The 15876-nt window shown below is 64.5% G+C and carries 21 protein-coding genes; 13 read left to right on the forward strand and 8 right to left on the reverse strand.

Annotated features, from left to right (window positions below):
- Nucleotides 1-51 precede the first annotated feature (51 nt).
- Nucleotides 52-1437, reverse strand: coding sequence for an FAD-dependent oxidoreductase (locus R4P47_RS19080; protein WP_317785464.1), 1386 nt, complete (start codon nucleotides 1435-1437; stop codon nucleotides 52-54).
- Nucleotides 1438-1743: 306 nt separating this feature from the next.
- On the opposite strand from R4P47_RS19080, the gene R4P47_RS19085 reads away from it, so the two are divergent.
- From R4P47_RS19085 to R4P47_RS19100, 4 genes are read left to right on the forward strand one after another with little or no spacing between them, the layout of a single operon-like run.
- Nucleotides 1744-2607 (forward strand): TauD/TfdA dioxygenase family protein, encoded by an 864-nt coding sequence (locus tag R4P47_RS19085; RefSeq protein ID WP_149406529.1) that lies wholly within the window; start codon nucleotides 1744-1746, stop codon nucleotides 2605-2607.
- Between the two features lie 48 nt (nucleotides 2608-2655).
- Nucleotides 2656-3183, forward strand: a complete 528-nt coding sequence (locus R4P47_RS19090; protein WP_317785465.1) for a hypothetical protein — start codon at nucleotides 2656-2658, stop codon at nucleotides 3181-3183.
- Between the two features lie 48 nt (nucleotides 3184-3231).
- Nucleotides 3232-3645: a rhodanese-like domain-containing protein gene (locus tag R4P47_RS19095; RefSeq protein WP_068053994.1), complete on the forward strand. Its 414-nt coding sequence runs from the start codon at nucleotides 3232-3234 to the stop codon at nucleotides 3643-3645.
- On the forward strand, nucleotides 3642-4865 hold the full coding sequence (locus R4P47_RS19100) for an O-succinylhomoserine sulfhydrylase (RefSeq protein ID WP_300523414.1): 1224 nt from the start codon (nucleotides 3642-3644) through the stop codon (nucleotides 4863-4865). Before R4P47_RS19095 ends, R4P47_RS19100 begins: the two co-directional genes overlap by 4 nt.
- Before the next feature lie 41 nt (nucleotides 4866-4906).
- On the opposite strand, the gene R4P47_RS19105 is transcribed toward R4P47_RS19100, so the two are convergent.
- A complete protein-coding gene (locus R4P47_RS19105) occupies nucleotides 4907-5980 on the reverse strand; it encodes an isochorismate synthase (protein ID WP_317785466.1) in 1074 nt (357 codons plus the stop codon).
- Complete coding sequence (locus R4P47_RS19110) at nucleotides 5980-6738, reverse strand: HAD-IIA family hydrolase (protein WP_068053998.1); 759 nt, start codon at nucleotides 6736-6738, stop codon at nucleotides 5980-5982. The genes R4P47_RS19105 and R4P47_RS19110 overlap by 1 nt, the downstream gene beginning before the upstream one ends.
- A gap of 308 nt (nucleotides 6739-7046) precedes the next feature.
- Here R4P47_RS19110 and R4P47_RS19115 point away from each other — a divergent pair, with 308 nt between their 5' ends.
- From R4P47_RS19115 to R4P47_RS19130, 4 genes are all read left to right on the forward strand, one after another.
- The gene (locus R4P47_RS19115; RefSeq protein ID WP_317785467.1) at nucleotides 7047-7601 is read left to right on the forward strand and encodes a hypothetical protein; all 555 of its coding nucleotides are present in this window, start codon (nucleotides 7047-7049) and stop codon (nucleotides 7599-7601) included.
- A gap of 61 nt (nucleotides 7602-7662) precedes the next feature.
- The gene (locus R4P47_RS19120; protein WP_317785468.1) at nucleotides 7663-8598 is read left to right on the forward strand and encodes an NADP-dependent oxidoreductase; all 936 of its coding nucleotides are present in this window, start codon (nucleotides 7663-7665) and stop codon (nucleotides 8596-8598) included.
- Between the two features lie 263 nt (nucleotides 8599-8861).
- On the forward strand, nucleotides 8862-9035 hold the full coding sequence (locus R4P47_RS19125) for a hypothetical protein (protein ID WP_317785469.1): 174 nt from the start codon (nucleotides 8862-8864) through the stop codon (nucleotides 9033-9035).
- 84 nt (nucleotides 9036-9119) lie between these two features.
- Entirely contained in the window at nucleotides 9120-9644 is a 525-nt protein-coding gene (locus tag R4P47_RS19130) for a permease (RefSeq protein ID WP_149406545.1), read from the forward strand.
- Nucleotides 9645-9647: 3 nt separating this feature from the next.
- Here R4P47_RS19130 and R4P47_RS19135 read toward each other — a convergent pair whose 3' ends face one another.
- On the reverse strand, nucleotides 9648-10127 hold the full coding sequence (locus R4P47_RS19135) for a winged helix-turn-helix domain-containing protein (protein WP_317785470.1): 480 nt from the start codon (nucleotides 10125-10127) through the stop codon (nucleotides 9648-9650).
- Between the two features lie 162 nt (nucleotides 10128-10289).
- On the opposite strand from R4P47_RS19135, the gene R4P47_RS19140 reads away from it, so the two are divergent.
- Nucleotides 10290-10805, forward strand: a complete 516-nt coding sequence (locus tag R4P47_RS19140) for a GNAT family N-acetyltransferase (RefSeq protein ID WP_317785491.1) — start codon at nucleotides 10290-10292, stop codon at nucleotides 10803-10805.
- Here the strand turns inward: R4P47_RS19140 and map are convergent, their stop codons facing one another.
- Nucleotides 10806-11576 (reverse strand): type I methionyl aminopeptidase, encoded by a 771-nt coding sequence (gene map, locus R4P47_RS19145; RefSeq protein ID WP_317785471.1) that lies wholly within the window; start codon nucleotides 11574-11576, stop codon nucleotides 10806-10808.
- Nucleotides 11577-11680: 104 nt separating this feature from the next.
- Between map and R4P47_RS19150 the strand changes: the two genes are divergently transcribed.
- Nucleotides 11681-12376 (forward strand): GNAT family N-acetyltransferase, encoded by a 696-nt coding sequence (locus R4P47_RS19150; RefSeq protein ID WP_317785472.1) that lies wholly within the window; start codon nucleotides 11681-11683, stop codon nucleotides 12374-12376.
- A gap of 122 nt (nucleotides 12377-12498) precedes the next feature.
- On the opposite strand, the gene R4P47_RS19155 is transcribed toward R4P47_RS19150, so the two are convergent.
- Together R4P47_RS19155 and R4P47_RS19160 are read right to left on the reverse strand one after the other, a co-directional pair.
- The gene (locus R4P47_RS19155; RefSeq protein ID WP_094640979.1) at nucleotides 12499-13065 is read right to left on the reverse strand and encodes a TetR/AcrR family transcriptional regulator; all 567 of its coding nucleotides are present in this window, start codon (nucleotides 13063-13065) and stop codon (nucleotides 12499-12501) included.
- Complete coding sequence (locus R4P47_RS19160; RefSeq protein WP_094640980.1) at nucleotides 13065-13532, reverse strand: DUF1348 family protein; 468 nt, start codon at nucleotides 13530-13532, stop codon at nucleotides 13065-13067. The genes R4P47_RS19155 and R4P47_RS19160 overlap by 1 nt, the downstream gene beginning before the upstream one ends.
- Before the next feature lie 225 nt (nucleotides 13533-13757).
- Here R4P47_RS19160 and R4P47_RS19165 point away from each other — a divergent pair, with 225 nt between their 5' ends.
- From R4P47_RS19165 to fgd, 3 genes are all read left to right on the forward strand, one after another.
- On the forward strand, nucleotides 13758-13880 hold the full coding sequence (locus R4P47_RS19165) for a hypothetical protein (protein WP_317785473.1): 123 nt from the start codon (nucleotides 13758-13760) through the stop codon (nucleotides 13878-13880).
- Nucleotides 13877-14209 carry a YidH family protein gene (locus tag R4P47_RS19170; RefSeq protein ID WP_317785474.1) on the forward strand — a complete coding sequence of 111 codons (333 nt, stop codon included), beginning with the start codon at nucleotides 13877-13879 and terminating at the stop codon, nucleotides 14207-14209. Before R4P47_RS19165 ends, R4P47_RS19170 begins: the two co-directional genes overlap by 4 nt.
- Nucleotides 14210-14273: 64 nt before the next feature.
- A complete protein-coding gene (gene fgd, locus R4P47_RS19175) occupies nucleotides 14274-15287 on the forward strand; it encodes a glucose-6-phosphate dehydrogenase (coenzyme-F420) (protein ID WP_317785475.1) in 1014 nt (337 codons plus the stop codon).
- Nucleotides 15288-15299: 12 nt separating this feature from the next.
- Here fgd and R4P47_RS19180 read toward each other — a convergent pair whose 3' ends face one another.
- Nucleotides 15300-15812 (reverse strand): nitroreductase/quinone reductase family protein, encoded by a 513-nt coding sequence (locus R4P47_RS19180; protein ID WP_317785476.1) that lies wholly within the window; start codon nucleotides 15810-15812, stop codon nucleotides 15300-15302.
- Nucleotides 15813-15876: the final 64 nt, after the last annotated feature.

The following is a 15876-nucleotide window of genomic DNA, read 5'->3' on the forward strand; positions in this document are numbered from 1 at the left end:
GGAACTTCGTAGCAGGGGTCGAAGTTCCACTCACATGCGGCGCCAGCCGCTCTACGCCTTGTCGGGCTCGGATGCCTTCAGCATGTCCTCACGCTCGACGACCTTGACGCGTTCGCGGCCTTCGGGTTCGCCGAGTGAGCGTTCGTGGGCGTCGAGGCGGTACCAGCCGTCCCAGGTGGTGAAGGGGACCTGCTTGCCTTCGAGGAACGAGGTGACGGCGTCGAGATCGGGCTCGGTGGCACCGGCGAAGGTTGGTGCGTCTTCGAGCAGGTTGGCGACGGTCTCGTTGGCGTCGCCTTTGGTGTGACCGATGAGGCCGACGGGTCCGCGTTTGATCCAGCCGGTGACGTAGGTGGCGGGCACGGGCGTGGTGGAGTGCGGTGATTCGACGACGCGTCCGGCCTCGTTGGGGATGGTGCCTGCTTGCTCGTCGAAGGGGAGTTGGCTGATGTTCTGGCTGAGGTAGCCCACGGCGCGGTAGACGGCTTGGACGTCCCAGTCGTTGTATTTGCCGGTGCCCGTGACGTTGCCGGTGCCGTCGAGTTCGGTGCGTTCGGTGCGGAGGCCGACGACTTTGCCGTTGTCTCCGAGTACTTCGTGGGGGGATTCGAAGAAGTGCAGGAACAGCTTGTGGGGGCGTTTGCCGACGTCGCGGATGGCCCAGTCCTGCAGGGTGTTGGCGACCATGTCGATTTGCTTGGAGCTGCGGCGGGCTTGTTCGGAGCCTTCGTCGTAGTCGATGTCCTCGGGGGCGACGATGACCTCGATGTTGGGGGAGTGGTCGAGTTCGCGGAGTTCGAGTGGGGTGAACTTGGCCTGGGCCGGTCCGCGGCGTCCGAAGACGTGTACCTCGATGGCCTTGTTGGCTTTGAGGCCTTCGTAGACGTTGGCGGGGATTTCGGTGGGGAGCAGTTCGTCGCCGGTCTTGGCGAGGACGCGTGCGACGTCGAGGGCGACGTTGCCGACGCCGAGGACGGCGACTTTCTCGGCGTCGAGGGGCCAGGTGCGGGGCACGTCGGGGTGGCCGTCGTACCAGGAGACGAAGTCGGCGGCGCCGTAGCTGCCGTCGAGGTCGATGCCGGGGATGTTGAGTGCGCGGTCGGCGTTGGCTCCGGTGGAGAAGATGACGGCGTCGTAGAAGCGGCGCAGGTCGTCGAGGGTGATGTCGGTGCCGTAGTCGATGTTGCCGAGCAGGCGGACCTGGGGCTTGTCGAGCACCTTGTGCAGGGCGGTGATGATGCCCTTGATGCGTGGGTGGTCGGGGGCCACGCCGTAGCGGATGAGCCCGAACGGTGCGGGCATGCGCTCGAAGAGGTCGATGCTGACGCCCGGTCCGCTGACATTGTGGTCGGACTTCATGAGCGCGTCGGCGGCGTAGATGCCTGCCGGTCCGGCACCGACGATGGCGACGCGGAGTGGACGAGTCTGATCAGTCATGTGCAGCGAGCTACCTTCTTCGAGGGAAGTGCGGACACCCCAGCATAAATTAAGGACAACCTGAGCTGGGGCAGTGGGCAACTTGCCGGATTTCCCGGTTTCCGGTAGGAATTGCTCTGTGGAGACGACATACCTGGTCCGACGGTTCACCGTCGACTTCTGTCGTACCTGCACCAACATGTGTTGTCGGTGACAAGACCCGACGCCCGTCCCCTCCTTCTGTAGGTATTCAGCAGGTCGGGTTCCCTCCCTTTTGCGGCAGCGTTGCCGAAGATCAGCGCCGGCCGTGCACAGATTCGAGGACACATGACCACTCTGGAACAGCCCGTCACGCTCACTTTCGACAAGCTCGGCCCGTCGTTCGGTGCCGAGGTCATCGGCCTCGATGTCGCCGCGGCGTCCGATGCGCAGATTCACGCCGTGCGCCGAGCCCTCGTCGAGCACAAGGTTCTGGTGCTGCGCGGGCAGACGCTCGACGACGCTGCACACGTCGAATTCGGTCGCAGACTCGGCGACCTGACGGCAGGCCACCCGGTGCACGACAGCGGCCACGTCGCCCCCGAGGTCTACGCGCTCGACAGTCAGGACAACGGATTCGCCGACGTCTGGCACACCGACGTCACGTTCATGGAACGTCCGCCGATGGGTTCGATCCTGCGGCCCGTCGTCCTGCCACCGCACGGCGGCGACACCAACTGGGCCGACAGCCAGCTCGCCTACGAATCGCTGTCCGCGCCCGTGCGTCGAATGATCGACGGGCTCACGGCAATTCACGACGGCAATCGTGAATTCGGCTACTACCTCGCGCAGAAACGCGGCGGAAAGGGCAACGTGTGGGACGGCAAGGAAGTCACCGCGCTGGTCCCCGTCGAACATCCCGTCGTGCGGGTCCATCCGGAAACCGGCCGCAAGGGGCTGTTCGTCAATCCGGGTTTCACCTCCCACATCGTGGGTGTGTCGGAGGCCGAGAGTCGCGGGATCCTGGATCTGCTCTACGCGCACCTGACCAAACCCGAGCACATCGTGCGGCACCGCTGGCGGTTGGGCGACCTGGTGCTGTGGGACAACCGCAGCACCTCGCACTACGCCAACCGCGACTACGGCACCGAGCACCGCAAGATGCACCGCATCACGTTGCGTGGAGACATCCCCGTCGGCCCCTCTCACTGAGAGGCCCCAGCTGAACGCGGACCCGTCGGATCGAGGAAGATTGGCTTCATGGCGTCGTGGAGTGAACGTAGGCAGCAGTGGGTCGACAGTCGTGAGGAAGCGCGCAACAACGCATCCGAGGCGGCTGCCGAGTCCGGTGAGCAGCGTCCGCCCAACGCGTGGCCGTTCATCATCGCCGTGGGCATCGTCGTCGTCTTGCTCGGCGGCATCTTCGCGGCCTCGAAGTTCGCTCCCGCGGAGGACAACGTGACGCAGGCCCAGTTGCTCACCGACAGCCTCGACGGGTTCCTCGAAGCGCAGAACACCGGTAACGCGGACCTGCTGCGTCAGAACACCTGCTTCGATCAGGTCGAGCGCCTGATTCCGGGTGACGACGCGCAGTACCGAACCGATCGGGCAGGCGAGGTCGAGCGCAACGGCGAGACGTCCATCGACGGCGTGCCGACCGAGTACCAGGTCAACGGCGACCGCGGAATGGTCACGGTCCCGCTGAAGGAAGAGAAATCCGGAGTGCAGACCGACGACGTGTGGAATTTCGTCCGTGTGGACGACAAGTGGCTGGTGTGCAATGTCTGACCGGTACGTGTGTGATGTCGAAACAGCGAGTGACGGAAGGCTGATCAAGTGACCTACGCAGGTGACATAACCCCGGAAGCTGCCTGGGAGTTGTTGCAGAGCAACCCCGAGGCAGTGCTCGTGGATGTTCGGACGCGCGCCGAGTGGCAGTACGTCGGTGTCCCGGACACCTCCGGCATCGACCGCCCGACGCACCTGATCGAGTGGGTCAGCTTTCCCGACGGTGCCCGCAACGCCAACTTCGTCGACGACCTGAAAGCCGCAGGCGTGGACGGCGATCGGCCGGTGGTGTTCCTGTGCCGCTCCGGTCAGCGATCCATCGGGGCCGCCGAAGCCGCGACCGCTGCGGGAATCGGTCCGTCCTACAACGTGCTCGACGGTTTCGAAGGTGCCACCGACGCCGACGGCCACCGCGGTGCCACAGGATGGCGTGCGGTCGGGTTGCCCTGGAGGCAGTCGTGACGAACATTCCCAAAGGCGGGGGTTTCGACAAGCCGTTACCCGAGGGTGTGGGTCTGGGAACGCTCGGCGTTCGCGGCGGTCTGATGCGATCGGGTTTCGACGAGAACGCCGAAGCTCTCTATCTCTCTTCGGGTTTCGTGTACGAGAGTGCCGGAGCCGCCGAACAGGCGTTCACCGGAGACATCGATCATTTCGTGTACTCGCGCTACGGCAACCCGACGGTCAAGATGTTCGAGGAGCGACTGCGCCTGATCGAGGGTGCCGAGGCGTGCTTCGGTACCTCGAGTGGAATGTCGGCGGTGTTCACCGCGCTGGGTGCGCTGCTGAAGGCCGGTGACCGATTGGTTGCTGCGCGTAGCCTTTTCGGCTCGTGCTTCGTGGTCTGCAACGAGATTCTGCCGCGCTGGGGCGTCGAGACCGTCTTCGTCGACGGCGAGGACTTAGAGCAGTGGGAGCAGGCCCTGTCGGTGCCGACGACGGCGGTGTTCTTCGAGACTCCGTCCAACCCGATGCAGTCGTTGGTCGATGTTCGACGCGTCTCAGAGATGGCTCATGCCGCCGGCGCAACTGTGGTGCTGGACAACGTGTTCGCGACGCCGCTGCTGCAGCGCAGCCTCGAACTCGGTGCCGACGTGGTGGTGTACTCCGGTACCAAGCACATCGACGGTCAGGGGCGGGTGCTCGGCGGTGCGATCCTAGGATCGAAGGAGTACATCGACGGTCCGGTGCAGACCCTGATGCGGCACACCGGCCCGGCGCTGAGTCCGTTCAACGCCTGGACGCTGCTCAAGGGTTTGGAGACGATGCCGGTGCGGGTGCGGCATTCGGTGAACTCCGCGCTGCAGATCGCCGAGTTCCTCGAATCTCATCCTTCGGTGCGGTGGGTCAAATATCCCTTCCTGCAGTCACATCCGCAGTACGAGCTGGCGAAGTCGCAGATGTCGGGCGGCGGTACCGTCGTCACGTTCGAGCTCGATGCTCCCGAGGGCGAAGGCAAGAAGCGTGCCTTCGAGGTGCTCGACGCGTTGCGCATCGTCGACATCTCGAACAACTTAGGTGACTCGAAGTCGCTCATCACCCACCCGGCGACCACCACGCACCGCGCGATGGGTCCGGAAGGCCGTGCAGCAGTGGGCATCACCGACGGCGTCGTGCGCATTTCCATCGGCCTGGAGGACACCGAGGATCTGATCGGAGATCTGGACCAGGCCCTGAAGTAGTCGGCGCAGCGGGGCGTCGATCTTGTGCTGACCGGATCGAATCAGCGGTCGAAGACGCTGAGCACGGTTCTGAATTTCGCTGTGGTCTCGTCGAGTTCGGCGTCGGGATCCGAATCCGCGACGATGCCGCCGCCGGCCGTGGCCGTTCCGGTCAGCCCGTCTGCAGAGAGTTCGATGCAGCGAATGGTGACCATCCACTCGCCGTCGCCGCTGCCATCGGTCCATCCGACGGCTCCGGCGTAGAAGCCGCGGGATCCCTCGACGCTCTCGATGGTGTCCATCGCCGCAGTTCGGGGCACCCCGGCGACGGCGGCGGTGGGGTGCAGCGCAAGCGCCAGGTCGAGTGCCGACGTCGCGGGATCGGCCAGCGTTCCGACGATGGGCGTCGACAGGTGCCACAGCTGCGGAGTGCTGCTGAGCTGCGGCGACTCGGGCACCTCGAGCGTCTCGCAGAACGGCGTCAACGCAGCCCTGATCTCGTCGACGACGAAGCGATGTTCTGCCTGATCCTTCGCACTCGCCGCCAACGCCGCGGAGATGCGCGCTTCCTCGTCGGGGTCGGTCGACCGTGCTGCTGTTCCCGCGAACGGATGGCAGGTGACGATGTTGCCGCGTTTGCGAACCAGCAACTCGGGACTCGAGCCGACGATGTGCCCACCCGAATCGCCAGTGGGAGACAGGTCCGCCAGAAATCCGTTGCCCATCGGATCCCGGGAGACCAACGCGCTCAGCACCGTGACAGGGTCCATCGGCGACTCCGCGGTTACCTCGATAGCCCGCGCCAGCACGATCTTCTCGGCCACACCGGCTTTCAATTGCTCGACGACATCCCGGACTCGCTGCACGTGAACATCCGGATCGGGAATCTGCCGCGCAACGGTCACGGTCGGCAAAGGCGGGAGAGCATCGACCGTTGCCCACGGCCCGTCGAGTCGATAGAACTCCTCCGGCTCGATCAGCGCGGTGGCGTCGGACATGTCGAAAGGGATTGCGCCGACGACATTTCGGCCGTCTCGCACCGCGGCCACCGCGTCGGCGATATCGGGAAAAGCGTGCCGGACACCCCGCCCGACAACGTGGTGATCCTGCCGGGAGAGTACGAATTCGAGTGTCATCAGAACGGGTTCTGCGTGCGACCCACCAGGTCTGCGACGGAATCGAGAACCTTGGTCGGCCGGTACGGATACTGCTCGACGGACTGGACCGTCGAGATGCCGGTGAGAACCAAGATGGTCTGCAGTCCGGCTTCGAGACCGGAGAGCACATCGGTGTCCATCCGGTCGCCGATCATCAGCGTGTTCTCGGAATGGCCACCGATCGCACGCAGCGCCGAACGCATCATCAACGCGTTGGGCTTGCCCACGTAGTACGGCTCTTTGCCGGTGGCCTTGGTGATCAGCGCGGCAACCGAACCGGTCGCAGGCAGCGAGCCCTCACGGGACGGTCCGGTGGCGTCGGGGTTGGTGGCGATGAAGCGCGAACCCTTCTCGACGAGACGGATGGCGGTGGTGATGGCCTCGAACGAGTAGGTCCGAGTCTCGCCGAGCACCACATAGTCGGGGCTCGAATCGGTGAGGGTGTAGCCGATGTCGTGCAGGGCCGTCGTCAGACCCGACTCGCCGACGACGTAGGCGCTGCCGCCGGGTCGCTGATTGCCGAGGAACGTCGCGGTCGCGAGAGCGGAGGTCCAGATCGACTTCTCCGGAATGTCCAGACCGGTGAATGCGAGACGTGCGCGCAGGTCACGAGGGGTACGAATCGAATTGTTCGTCAACACGATGAACGGAATCTCGTTGGCCTGCAGCTCGGCGAGGAACGTGTCGGCACCGGGAATCAGATGATCCTCGTGAACCAGAACGCCGTCCATGTCCATCAGATACGTCCACTGCTGAGGCTTCTCGATTTCACTCACCTCCGCATTTTACCTACTTGCCCATTGCGCAGGCTCCACTCGCGCGTTCGGCTCGGCGGTAGGTCGGGAAAATTGTGACGTTGTCGATTTCCGGTAACGCCGAGTCGCGCTTGCGCTGGTCACGGCGTTCAATAACGGGCAAGGCAGACGTAACGACCACAGCAGCGTTGCTTGTTCGGCGACAGACGCCACTGCATTGCAGCACCTCCCGAGCTCGATTCCGAGCCGGTGTCCGTTGGCTGAGTGTTGACCCAGTGGGGATGATCGACATGAACGACGCTTTTCGCTTCGCCGCTTCGTGCAGTTCACCGAGGGAACTGATCGCCCGACTTCAGTTCGGGATGACGGAATTGTGGCCCCAAGGCGCGGCAATTCCCGTCCGCTGGCACTACATGGCAGACATGATCGATTCGGAGCGAGGCTTGCTCGTCGAATTGGACGGTGCGGTGTCGAGTCCGGTTGTGGATGTGCTTGCCGCGACGGCAGAATTGTGTAGGCAGTCGGCGACCGAAGCTGTGCCCCAGTCGGATTGGGCACTTCTTCGTCGTGCTGCGGCATGGCTCGATCGGAGTTGTTTCGAGACCGATCGTGCGCTGCTCTCGGTGGCAGAAGAAGTGGCACTGACAGGGCTCGACGGTGCTGAGCCGGACTTCTCGGTCGTGTCATGGCTGTGTCTGGAGATGCTCGCGCAGTTCGAGGCAGGCCGGGAAACAATCGACTATTGGGTCGAGCGCGCGAACCTGACGGAGCCGAGTGCCGTTCTTCACCGCGCAGGTTCGGTCCTGGAGCGGGACGAACGAAACCAGCTGTCCGTGGCCGTCTGAGTCGTCGGAGAATGGGGGTCTGACCGGAACAATCTCCACCGTGTCGGTCGTTGTGCTTTGCATGACAAAAGCAGCAGTTGCAGCGTCCTACGGTGGTCCGGAAGTCGTCGAGATCGTCGAACGAGAATTACCCGAACCCTCCGAGGGCGAGGTTCTGGTCGAGCTGAAGGCGATCGGAGTCAATCCCTTCGACTTCAAGAGCTACAGCGGTGCGTTCGGTACCGACGAATCGAAGCTCCCGATCGCCCTGGGCAGTGAGGCGTCGGGAATCGTGGTGGCAGTCGGCGGCGCTGTCGAGGGCCCGGGCGGTTCGATAGCCGTCGGCGACGAGGTGATCGTCTCCGGCGTGAACGGCACGTACACCGAGAAGATTGTCGCGCCCGCGCGCTTCGTGTTCCCGAAGCCGGCGAATCTGGATTGGGACGTCGCCGCCGGGGTGCTGGCCGCCGCCGGAACAGCCTACGACGCACTGGAAACCGTCGGCGTGAAGAGCGGCGACACGGTGCTCGTGCACGGGGCTGCGGGCGGCGTCGGGTCCGTGGTGGCTCAGCTCGCTCTGGAACGCGGTGCAAAGGTCATCGGGACTGCTCGCGCTCAGAATCACGAAGCGCTGCGTGCCTTCGGAGCCGAGCCGGTCGAGTACGGCGACGGATTGCTGGACCGCGTGCGGGCGGCCGCACCGAACGGCATCGACGCAGCCATCGACACGGTGGGCACCGACGAGGCGGTCGACGTGTCTCTCGAATTACTTACGGATCGAGCAAGATTGGTGACGACGGCAGCCTTCGGGCGGGCCTCGGCAGACGGGTTTTCGACCGTCGGTGGGCCGGCGAGCATGGAGCGTCGACGCCTCGCCTCCCCGGTGCTGTTGGAGCAGGCGGGTGCGGGGGTGTTCGAGGTGACGGTCGCCAAGACCTTCCCGCTCGATGACGTCGCCAGGGCGCACGCCGAACTGCAGACGGCACACCCTCGCGGGAAGTTCGTCTTGATTCCCTAGCTGTTCGGGTAACTTCACACCCTTTCTCCCGACCGATCAGTCGAACCCGGGTCAGACCAGGGGTGATCGGTCGGCATAAGGGGTGTGAGGTCTCGGCCGCTCGAGTCGTCAGGCATCGCGGGGTTGTCGGTCCGGCCGGTATCGACGGCGCTCAGGCGGTCCTGCGGCAGTTCGCTCGGAAGTCTCGTCCGTCTTCGAGGTCGAGGATTCTCGTTCGGCGGCCGATGCGCTCAACACGGTGCAGCTCGATTGGGATCGGCTCCGTGCTCACGCTTGTCGGTGCAGCACTCGCGTTCCTACAACGCGATCTGGCATGGATGTGGATCGGACTGTCGGTCGGTCTACTGGCACGAGCTCTGTGGCCGTATCGCACTGCTTCCGAGGGACGCGAATCCGGCAAGAGCCCGCTGGTCGAAATCTCGGCCCGCCGGAGCTAGTTTTCGTCTTCGCGGACCTATTCAGTTAACGATCGGGTCTCGACACGACCGGGGCACTGCTGTGCAGGCTCTACGATTGTCGGCATGACTGCCGATCCGACCACGCCCGCACCGTCGACCAGCTCGGCGAACTGGAAGAGGCGGGGCATTCTCGTCGGAGCCGGCATTGTCCTGCTGTTGATCGCCTACTTCATCCTGGCAGCGTTCCTTCCGCGCTGGTGGAGTCTGCGGGTGGAGACCCTGGCCGACCGCACGTTCACCAAGGGCATTCTGTGGGGCCTGTTGTTCGGCATCGTCTGCACGTTCGCGCCGCTGGTGTTCTTCTGGAGCGCCTGGTCGGTTCGGAAGGGCAGGGCGGGCAAGCAATTGGCGATCGGCTCGGTCGTCCTGGCCGTCGTCACGGCCATCCCGAACCTGTTGACGCTCACGATCGTTCTCGGAACCAGCAACGCCGCTCATGCCGGTGAACGCACCCTCGACACCAGCGCGCCTGGCTTCCGTGGTGCCACGGCACTCGGGGCCCTCATTGCCGTGGTTCTGTTTGCCTTGCTGGTGTTCGTGGTGGTCCGGCGGAAGCGTCGCCGCAGAGCTGCTGCTCTGTCGCAATAACTCTCAGGCGCTGCGCAGAGTGGTCGGCGCGGTGACGACGCGGATGCCCGGCTCCGGATCGAAGCGGTAACCGGTGCCGCGGACGGTGGTGATCAGACGACCGAAGTGACCGAGTTTGGTGCGCACTCGGGAGAGGTGGACGTCGACACTGCGTCCGCCGTCGGAGGTGCTGAGTTCGGATCTTCCGACCACGACCCGAGGGTGCCGCGCCAGGTAGGCGAATATCTCGAACTCGGTGTGGGAGAGACGAACGCTCCTGCCGCCGAGGATCACGTCGCGGGCGGGGATATCGATGACCAGTGGTGCGTTCAGCTCGTTGACCCTCACATCGAATCGCGTGAGGATTTTCGCATGCGGGGCATAGCCTTTGGCGGCGCTGCGGAGCGCCTCGGCGAGTGCGTGCAACTGCGGTCGGGTCAGCCCCTGTAGGGATGACGTTCCGGAATCGGAGATACGGACAACGACGGTGGCTTCTGTGGTCATGGCTCGAGAACTCCTGGGAGAAGGGTTGCTGCAGATCCTGGGGCGATCGGTCAGTGGTGGCAGCGACAGTTCTCGTTCACAGTCACATGGTCGACGACGAATCGGAGGTTCGCCATGGATCTGCTCACCGTGATCGCAAATGTTGACCCGACGATCCTTGGCATGTTCCGATCGGGCGTGACAGATGTGTGCCAACCACGAACCGAACTCACGATCCGTACCGTCGACTGGGATCATCCCGACGCCGAAGCTCTGCGTGCGGCGATGGCCGCCGAGGTGGGTCCGCGTTACGCCGACCGGGCCGCTCTGATGTCCAAGACCCAGGCCAACGCCGTCGACGAGAACTCTGTGCACCGGACGTTCGTCGTGTATCGCCGTGACTCGGAGGGTGCCGAGCGCGCTGTCGGACATGCGGCGCTGCGTTGGAACGGACCCGATCTCGAGCTCAAGCGAATGTTCGTTCACCCCGACCATCGCGGCACGGGAGTATCGGCTGCCCTGCTGCAGGCGTCTGAGAACAGCGCCCGTGACCAGGGCCCGCCACGCTTGATACTTCAGACCGGAGACCGTCAGCCCGACGCAGTTCGGCTGTACGAGAAGAACGGTTACACCCGGATCCCGGTGTTCCCGCCCTACGAGGTTCTGCCCTTCTCGAACACCGTCGAGAAACGGCTGTAGCTACGCGGGCAACGTCATGATCTCTGCACCGTCGTCGGTGATGATCACGGTGTGCTCGCTGTGCGCGGTGAGGCATCCCGTCGTGCTCCGCAGGGTCCAGCCGTCGGGGTCGGTGACGAGTTCGGCGGTGTCCTCCATGACCCACGGCTCGAGAGCCAACATCAAGCCGGGGCGTAGGCGGTAGCCGCGGCCGGGCCGTCCGGAGTTGGAGACGTGGGGATCCTGGTGCATTGTCGAGCCGATGCCGTGGCCGCCGAACTGCATGTTGATCGGGTAACCGGCAGCGCTGAGCACCGTGCCGATGGCGTGTGAGATATCGCCGATCTTGTTGCCCGGTCCAGCTGCTTCGATTCCCGCAGCCAACGCACGTTCGGTGGCGTCGATCATCGTGAGAGCGTTGGCTGGCTTGTTCTCGCCCACGACGAAACTGATGGCCGAATCCGCGGCGACGCCGCCGAGGATCACGGCCAGGTCCAGCGTCAGCAGATCGCCGTCGGCCAGCGCATAGTCGTGTGGAAGGCCGTGCAGCACAGCATCGTTGACGGAAGTGCAGATGTAGTGACCGAACGGACCGCGGCCGAAGGACGGCGCGTAGTCGACGTAGCAGGACGTCGCCCCGGCTCCTTCGATGATGTCCTTGGTCCACTGATCGATCTCGAGCAGGTTGGTGCCGACTGTGGCGCGTTCGCGGACGGTTCGGAGAATTCCGGCCACCAGAGCGCCGGATTCGCGCGCGAGGGGGATCTTGGTGGGGGGAAGAATTTCGATCATGTGGAGCCTTTCGCCGTGTGCCGAACAACGATACCGGTATAAGTATTGGTGACGAGTCCGACGGCACGCATAGCCGTGAGCTGGATCGTGCGACGCTGTGTGTCGTGTCTGCTCATCCTCTCGACGACCCCGTTCGCAATTCCCTGGAGGGCCCACTTTCGCGGTTCGCGGTCCGGCGCGGACGGATCATGCGCGCCGATCCTGCGGTGTCTCCGTTTCTGGTGCACCCCGACGTCCTCGAGCCCAAGGACTGGGACGACATCGCTGCGCTGTTCGGCCCACGAACCGTCGTCGGGCTGAACGGCCCGGAACGCGCACTGCCCGAGGGGTGGTCGCACCTGGAGACTTTCGGTCTGGTGCAGCTCGTCGGCACGCACCTCGAAACGCGGCCCTTCGCCGAGGCGGTGGAGCTGACAACAGCGGACGTCCCGGAGATGCTCGATCTGGTGGGCCGCACCGAGCCCGGGCCGTTCCTGCCCCGCACCATCGAACTCGGCACGTACCTCGGTGTTCGACGCGATGGCGCGCTGATCGCGATGGCAGGCGAGCGCATGCATCCACCGGGGTGGACGGAGATCAGTGCCGTCTGTACCGACCCGGCGTTCCGTGGGCAGGGGTTGGCCACCGACCTGGTTCGAGCGGTCGGTCACGGTATTCGTGCCCGCGGCGAGGAGCCGTTCCTGCATGCGTCGGACGCGAACGTGCGCGCCATCGAGCTCTATCTCTCCATTGGATTCGAGTTGCGTCGCACCTCGCACCTGACGTTGGTGAGAACTCCGGAACGTGCGCTCGACGCCTGACGTCGGAACAGCGGTATCTCTTCGTCGCCTTGCCGTCATTGTGTGTCCACGAACAAGGTGAGGCCGGGGTTCGGTCGCGCGGGTGTTCGGGGGCGGCAGACCGGTCAACCGCGAGAGCCCGCTCAGGGAGCGGGGGCGAGCAGGCGCTGCTCGGTGCGGTCGATGATCCGCAGGAAGGTCGCGTGGTCGCCGTAGGCACGGGCCAGGATCAGTCCGCCCTGAATCGTCGCGACCGCGTCCAAGGCACGGGCCGCCGCCTCCTGGGTCGAGAGCCCGCCGCGTTGCAGTGCCTCGGCGAGAGCGTCGACCCAGTCCGTGAAGTAGTTCCGGACCGCTTCGGCGAATGTTGCCTTCTCCTGACCCAGCGTGATCGCCGCGAACAGGCACACGCTTTCGCGGGTCATGAAGTAGTCGGTGACCTCCCGTGACATCGCCTCGATCGCACTCGTGGTGTTCTCGGTGGTGCGCAAGGGAACGAAGATCTGTTCCTCGAACCACTTGCCTACCTGCTCGAGGACCGCACGGGCCATGTCCGTCTTTCCTGCGGGAAAGAAGTGGTAGAGGCTGCCCCGGCCGAGCCCGGTCTCCTGCTGGATGACGGAAAGAGAGCCGCTCTCGAAACCACGCTTGCGGAACACGTCGGCGAGGGCTCGGACCGCATCCGAGCGTTCGAGGACAGTTCGGGCCATTACAGTCCGAGGTCACTCAGGCCGGCGTGGTCGGCGGGACGGGGGCCGGATGCATCCCAGAAGAACTTACGGTCGGACTCCGTGATCGCGACGTCGTTGATGCTCGCGTGGCGGTGCGTCATCAGTCCGTCCTTATCGAAGTGCCAGTTCTCGTTGCCGTAGGCGCGGAACCATTGTCCGGTGACGTCACGATACTCGTAGGCGAAGCGAACGGCGATCACGTCGCCCGTGTACGCCCACAACTCTTTGATGAGCCGGTAATCGAGCTCGCGGTCCCATTTGTCGGTGAGGAACTCCACGATCTCGGTGCGGCCTCGAACGAAGGTCGTGCGGTTACGCCACCAGCTGTCCTCGCTGTACGCGAGAGAGATGCGCTCGGGGTCGCAGGTGTTCCACGCGTCTTCTGCGGCGCGGACTTTCTGGATGGCCGTGGCCTCGGTGAACGGCGGAAGCGGAGGACGAGACATGTGGGCTCCTATCGAAGCAGTCGGGTGCCAGGCGGTACAGTGCGTACTGATCGATACACACTGTACCAAAAGGTACAGGCGAAGCCAATGGCTTCTTCTGACTGCTGATGCCCTCGCGCAGCGTGCAATCCGACCGACAGGGTCTGCTCGAACTCGAGTTCCGGGAGCGGACGTGGTGACTGTGGGGTTGCGTCGACAACCGACCAGTGGCTTCCACTGGACGTGATGCGTCCCAAGAAGGACACTGCAGTGGTGCTCACCCTCCGCCGCATCTCGCCGGTCTTCACCCCCGACGATCCTGAACTGGTTGCCCATCTGATTCGCGAGCGCATGACCCCACGGGCGTGACGCGCCCCGACGAGCGGTTCACCCTCGCCAGCGAACGCACCTTTCTCGCCTGGCTGCGAACCTCTCTCGGCCTGCTCGCCGGCGGAATCGCGATCGTCCACCTGGTTCCCGATTTCAGCACCGGGTGGGTTCGTACGACGCTGGGCCTGCTTCTGATCGGTCTTGCTGCGGCGGCACCGATCATCGGTCTGCGACGGTGGATGCGCGTTCGAGATGCTCTCGAAAGCGGTGCACCGATGCCCGAGTCACGAGATCTGTGGATCTTCGCGGTGGGTATCGGCTCCGTGGCGGTGCTGGCTGCAGTGGTCACGGTTCTGGGGATCCAGTAGAGCGTGGTGAACCACCACAGGTGCACAATCGAAGAACTAGGACGACCAACGACAGGAGTTCGGCGTGGCGCAGGGTCTCAAGCTGGGGTACAAGGCATCGGCGGAGCAGTTCGGACCGCGGGAGTTGGTCGAGCTCGGTGTGCTCGCCGAGCAGCACGGTATGGATTCGGCGACGGTCAGCGATCACTTCCAGCCGTGGCGGCACGAGGGTGGCCACGCGCCGTTCTCACTGGCGTGGATGACGGCGGTCGGGGAACGGACGAACACGATCCAGCTCGGCACCTCGGTACTGACGCCGACGTTCCGCTACAACCCGCCGGTCATCGCTCAGGCGTTCGCGACGATGGGCTGCCTGTACCCCGGACGCATCATGCTGGGTGTGGGCACCGGAGAGGCGCTCAACGAGATCGCGACCGGATTCACCGGCGAATGGCCGGAGTTCAAGGAACGATTCGCGCGCCTGCGTGAGTCGGTGCGGTTGATGCGTGAGCTGTGGCTCGGCGACCGCGTCGACTTCGAGGGCGAGTACTACACCACCAAGGGCGCGTCGATCTACGACGTCCCCGAGGGCGGTATCCCGGTCTACATCGCGGCCGGCGGACCCGTGGTGGCGCGGTACGCAGGACGTGCGGGCGACGGATTCATCTGCACGTCGGGCAAGGGCATGGAGCTCTACACCGACAAGCTGCTTCCGGCCGTCGAAGAGGGCGCGGGCAAGGCCGATCGCGACGCCGGCGAGATCGACAAGATGATCGAGATCAAGATCAGTTACGACACCGATCCCGAACTGGCGCTGGAGAACTGCCGTTTCTGGGCTCCGCTGTCACTGACGCCCGAGCAGAAGCACTCGATAGACGATCCGATCGAGATGGAGAAGGCCGCCGACGAGCTTCCGATCGAGCAGGTCGCCAAGCGCTGGATCGTCGCATCGGACCCGGACGAGGCAGTGGAGAAGGTCAAGCAGTACACCGATGCCGGCCTGAATCACTTGGTGTTCCACGCGCCCGGGCACGATCAGAAGCGGTTCCTGGAGCTGTTCGAGAAGGACCTGGCCCCGCGCCTGCGCAAGCTCGGCTGACTCCCGAAGAGACTAGAGATCGGCCGCGAGTGCGAACAATCGCATGTCGCGGTCGGTCCGGGTCTCGTATTCGCCGTACACCTCGACCATCGCGTCGAACTGCCGGTAGATGCGAGCCTTCTCGTCGCCGGTGATCCGGGTGGCCGTCACCGGAATCTTCTTGCCGCCGATGGCCACCACGGCCTTCGGGTCGGCGAGGAGGTTCGACGTCCACGCCGGGTGGTGCTGCTGACCGAAATTGGATCCGACGACGTAGATCTTGTCGCCCTCCCGGTAGTACAGCAACGGACTCGTCCTGGGCTTGCCGGACTTGCGGCCGGTGGTGGTCAGCAAGACCACCGGAGCCGCGATCGGCCCGAGGACGGTGAAGCGGCCGTCGGATTTGGTCAAGAGCCACCGGTCGACGCCTGCGAGGTTCCGGATTACCCACGAACCGGGCTTCGTCGACGCGAACTTCACGGCAGGCTTGCGGATGAACGATGTCTCGCTGCCCCAGCGCACATCCGGGAACGGTGATTGGGCCATGGTTCATGGGACAACCCGACCGCGCCCGGTGTCAACACCCCAACCCACTGGGCAGGAGTGGAGC

The organism is Rhodococcus sp. IEGM 1370 (genome assembly GCF_033142325.1).
GTDB lineage: Bacteria > Actinomycetota > Actinomycetes > Mycobacteriales > Mycobacteriaceae > Rhodococcoides.